Raw genomic sequence first — 4188 nt, 5'->3', positions numbered from 1 at the left:
GGCTGTGAGCCGTCCTACTCCCACAGACGGCGCGAGCCGCGATGAGGTGCATCCCGTGACTGCTGCAGCAGACCCCCAGCCCGAGACCGACGCCCCCGAGCTCCCCGAGAACGGCGAGCCCGAGACGACGTCCACGCCCGCCGAGATCCCGGTCGCCGACGAAGCCGTCGCCGACGAGACCGTCGAAGCGGATGCCGCCGCCGCTGAGGCTCCCGAGACCGCCGATGCGGAGGCCGCTGATGCGGAGGCCGCCGACACCGAGGCCGCTGATGCGGAGGCCGGCGTCGACGTGGTCGAGATCGTCGAGGTCGTCGAGGACGCGGAGGGCGATGTGGTCGCCGTCGAGGTGACCGAGATCGTGGTCGAGGCATCCGCGCCGACGGCCGAGGGCGGCTCGGACGAGCCGTGGGGCCGCGTCGACGAGGACGGCACGGTGTCGGTGCGCGAAGCCGGCGGCTGGCGCGTCGTCGGCCAGTACCCGGACGGCTCTCCCGAAGAGGCGCTCGCCTACTTCGAGCGCAAGTACGCCGACCTCGCCAGCGAGGTGACGCTCCTCGAGGTGCGCCACCGCCGCGGCGGGGCGTCCGCCTCGGATCTGCGGGCCACCGCACGGACCATCAACGGCAAGCTCGACGGCGCCGCCGCCGTCGGCGATCTCGCGAGCCTCGTGGCACGCGTCGCCGCCCTGACCGAGACCCTCGCCGCACAGTCCGAGACCGAGGCCGTCGCCGCGCGCGAGGCCGTGGACGACGCCGTCAAGGCGCGCACCGAGCTCGTGGAGAAGGCCGAGGCCCTCGCCGCACGCGACCCGCGCACCGTGCAGTGGAAGCAGGCGACCGCCGAGATCAACGGCCTGTTCGACCAGTGGCAGTCGCAGCAGCAGAACGGCCCGCGCCTGCCGAAGTCGACCGCCCAGCAGCTCTGGAAGCGTTTCCGCGACGCGCGCGCCACGGTCGACAAGCACCGCCGGGCGTTCTACGCCGAGCTGGACGAGGCGCACAAGGGCGTCCGCGACCGCAAGACGCGTCTGGTCGAGAAGGCGGAGGCTCTCGCCCCCAAGGGCGAGGACGGCATCCCCGCCTACCGCGACCTGCTCGACGAGTGGAAGACCGCCGGCCGTGCCGGCAAGAAGGTCGACGACGCGCTGTGGGCACGGTTCAAGGCCGCCGGCGATGCGCTGTACGGCGCTCGCGTCGAGCGCGAGGCCGCGGACGCCGAAGCGTCGCGGGAGAAGATCGAGGCCAAGCGCGCCCTGCTCGACGAAGCCAAGGCCGTCGGCGACGAGCGTGACATCGCGAAGGCGCGGTCGATCCTGACGGGCATCCAGCGCCGGTGGGACGAGATCGGTCGCATCTTCCCGCGCGACGCCGAGCGCTCGCTCGACGACGAGCTGCGTCGCATCGAGAACGCCCTCCGCGGGCGCGAGGACGCCGATTGGAAGCGCAACGACCCCGAGCAGAAGGCGCGTGCCAACGACATGACGCGTCAGCTCACCGACGCGATCCAGAAGCTCGAGGACGAACTGGCAGCCGCCCAGAAGTCCGGCGACAAGAAGGCGATCGCTCAGGCATCGGACGCGCTGGAAGCCCGCAAGTCGTGGCTCAAGGCGCTCGGCGGCTGACCCGCATCCTCTCGGATCTCAGGCCTCCGGCCGGCACCACGTGCCGCCGGAGGCCTTTTCGGTCGGTTGTCCACAGCCGAGCGCGCACGGCAACCGGCGGCCGACCGGAGTGCGGCACACTTCACGCATGGGCTCGCCGTTCCTCTACTTCGCCGATGACCGGCTCTCGCGCGCAGAACTGACCGCCGCCTGCCTGGACGGGCACCTCGTCGAGCTCGGCGACGCCTACATCCCGGCCGACGCCGTCGAGACGACCGCGCTACGCGCCGGTGCGCTCACGCGGCTGCTCGGCGACACGCTGGCCGCCACGCATCTCAGCGCCGCCTGGATCCATGGCGGACTCCCCCAGCCGCCGGCGCGCCACACTGTGCAGCGCGGTGTCGCCCGCCGCCTGCATGTCATGCCCGACCGGCATGTCGTGTACCGCGATGTGGCGGTGCCCGCCTCGGATCTCGAGGTGATCGGCGGGGTGCTGGTGACGACGCCGGTGCGCACGCTGATCGACCTGGCGAGGAGGGCGGATGCCGACCATGTGCGAGCGGCGGCACTGCTGGGCGACGCGCTTCCGGCCGCGATCGGCCCGGCGATCCTCCGTCTCGAGCAGGGGACGCTGCCGCACAAGCACGCCGCCCTCGACGTGCTGCGCACCATCGACGCGGATCAGCGGGTTCGGCGTCAGGAGGACGTGACGCGGTACACGTCGTAGACGGCGTCGATGCGTCGCACGGCGTTGAGGACGCGGTCGAGGTGGACGATGTCGCCCATCTCGAACACGAAGCGACTGAGCGCGAGCCGGTCGTTGCTCGTCGAGACCGTCGCCGAGAGGATGTTGACGTGGTGCTCACTGAGCACCCGCGTGACATCGCTCAGCAGACCCGACCGGTCGAGGGCCTCGACCTGGATCTGCACGAGGAACACGCTCTTCGTCGTCGGCGCCCACTCGACATCGATGAGCCGCTCGGGGTCTTCCATGAGCGACTTCACGTTGGTGCAGTCGGCCCGGTGCACCGAGACGCCGCTGCCGCGCGTCACGAAGCCGACGATCTGGTCGCCGGGAACGGGCGTGCAGCACTTGGCGAGCTTCACCAGGATGTCGGGGGCACCGCGGACGAGGATGCCGGAGTCGCCACCGCGCGGCGCCCGGGAGCGGCCGACCGGCGGAAGATCGATCGGACCTGTGGTGGTGTCGTTCGCCGCCACGAGCGCGGTGACCTTCTCGATCACCGACTGCGTCGAGACGTGGCCCTCGCCGACCGCGGCGTACAAGGCCGAGACGTCCTCGTAGCGCAGCTGGTGCGCGACCTCGGAGAACGAGTCCTGGCTCATGAGGCGCTGCAGGGGCAGGTTCTGTCGCCGCATCGCGCGCGCGATCGACTCCTTGCCCTGCTCGATCGCGTCCTCGCGCCGTTCCTTCGTGAACCAGCCGCGGATCTTGTTGCGGGCGCGCGTGCTCTTGACGAAGCCCAGCCAGTCCTGCGAAGGGCCCGCGTCGGGGTTCTTCGAGGTGAACACCTCGACCACGTCGCCGCTCTTGAGCTCGGACTCGAGCGGCACGAGGCGGCCGTTCACCTTCGCGCCCATCGTGCGGTGGCCCACCTCGGTGTGCACGGCGTAGGCGAAGTCGACCGGGGTCGCGCCGGCCGGCAGGCCGATCACGCGGCCCTTCGGCGTGAAGACGTAGACCTCCTTGGCGCCGATCTCGAAACGCAGCGAATCGAGGAACTCGCCGGGGTCAGCCGTCTCGGCCTGCCAGTCCGAGATGTGCGCGAGCCAGGCCATGTCGGTGTCGACGGACTTGGAGTCCGTCTTGCCGCCGTTCATCCGCTCCTTGTACTTCCAGTGCGCCGCGACACCGTACTCCGCCTGCTGGTGCATCTCGTGCGTGCGGATCTGGATCTCGACCGTGCGGCCGCCGGGGCCGATCACGGTCGTGTGCAGGGACTGGTAGAGGTTGAACTTCGGGGTGGCGATGTAGTCCTTGAACCGGCCCGGGAGCGGCGTCCACCGCGCGTGGATGGCGCCGAGCACCGCGTAGCAGTCCCGAACGCTGCCGACGAGGATGCGGATGCCGATCAGGTCGTAGATGTCGTCGAACTCGCGCCCGCGCACGACCATCTTCTGGTACACCGAGTACAGCTGCTTGGGACGGCCCATCACACGGCCGCGGATGCGCAGCTCGCGCAGATCGCTGTCGACGGCGTCGATCACGTTCTGCACGTACTGCTCGCGCTGGGGCGTGCGCTGCTTGACGAGACTGTCGATCTCGGCGTACAGCTTCGGCTGCAGCACGGCGAACGACAGGTCTTCGAGCTCGGACTTGATCGCCTGGATGCCGAGCCGGTGCGCGAGCGGAGCGTAGATCTCGAGCGTCTCGGTGGCCTTCTTGCGCGCCTTCTCGGGCGGCACGAATCCCCACGTACGGGCGTTGTGGAGCCGGTCCGCGAGCTTGATGAGGAGCACGCGGATGTCGCGCGACATCGCGACGATCATCTTGCGGACAGTCTCGGCCTGCGCGCTCTCGCCGTACTTGACCTTGTCGAGCTTGGTGACGCCGTCCACGAGCATCG

General features: G+C 70.2%; 3 protein-coding genes. 2 read left to right on the top strand and 1 reads right to left on the bottom strand.

Annotated features, from left to right (window positions below; genetic code table 11):
- Positions 1-55 precede the first annotated feature (55 nt).
- On the top strand, positions 56-1621 hold the full coding sequence (locus ACTHNQ_RS14710) for a DUF349 domain-containing protein (protein WP_440334537.1): 1566 nt from the start codon (positions 56-58) through the stop codon (positions 1619-1621).
- Between the two features lie 127 nt (positions 1622-1748).
- The gene (locus ACTHNQ_RS14705; protein WP_440334535.1) at positions 1749-2327 is read left to right on the top strand and encodes a type IV toxin-antitoxin system AbiEi family antitoxin; all 579 of its coding nucleotides are present in this window, start codon (positions 1749-1751) and stop codon (positions 2325-2327) included.
- Here ACTHNQ_RS14705 and ACTHNQ_RS14700 read toward each other — a convergent pair.
- Positions 2297-4188 (bottom strand): RelA/SpoT family protein (locus ACTHNQ_RS14700; protein WP_440334533.1); only part of this gene is annotated, 1892 nt, incomplete at its 5' end. The two genes, ACTHNQ_RS14705 and ACTHNQ_RS14700, sit on opposite strands and share 31 nt — an antisense overlap.

It is taken from the genome of Microbacterium sp., from assembly GCF_051953575.1.
Lineage (GTDB): Bacteria > Actinomycetota > Actinomycetes > Actinomycetales > Microbacteriaceae > Microbacterium.
This window is presented reverse-complemented; position numbering and strand designations above follow the sequence as displayed.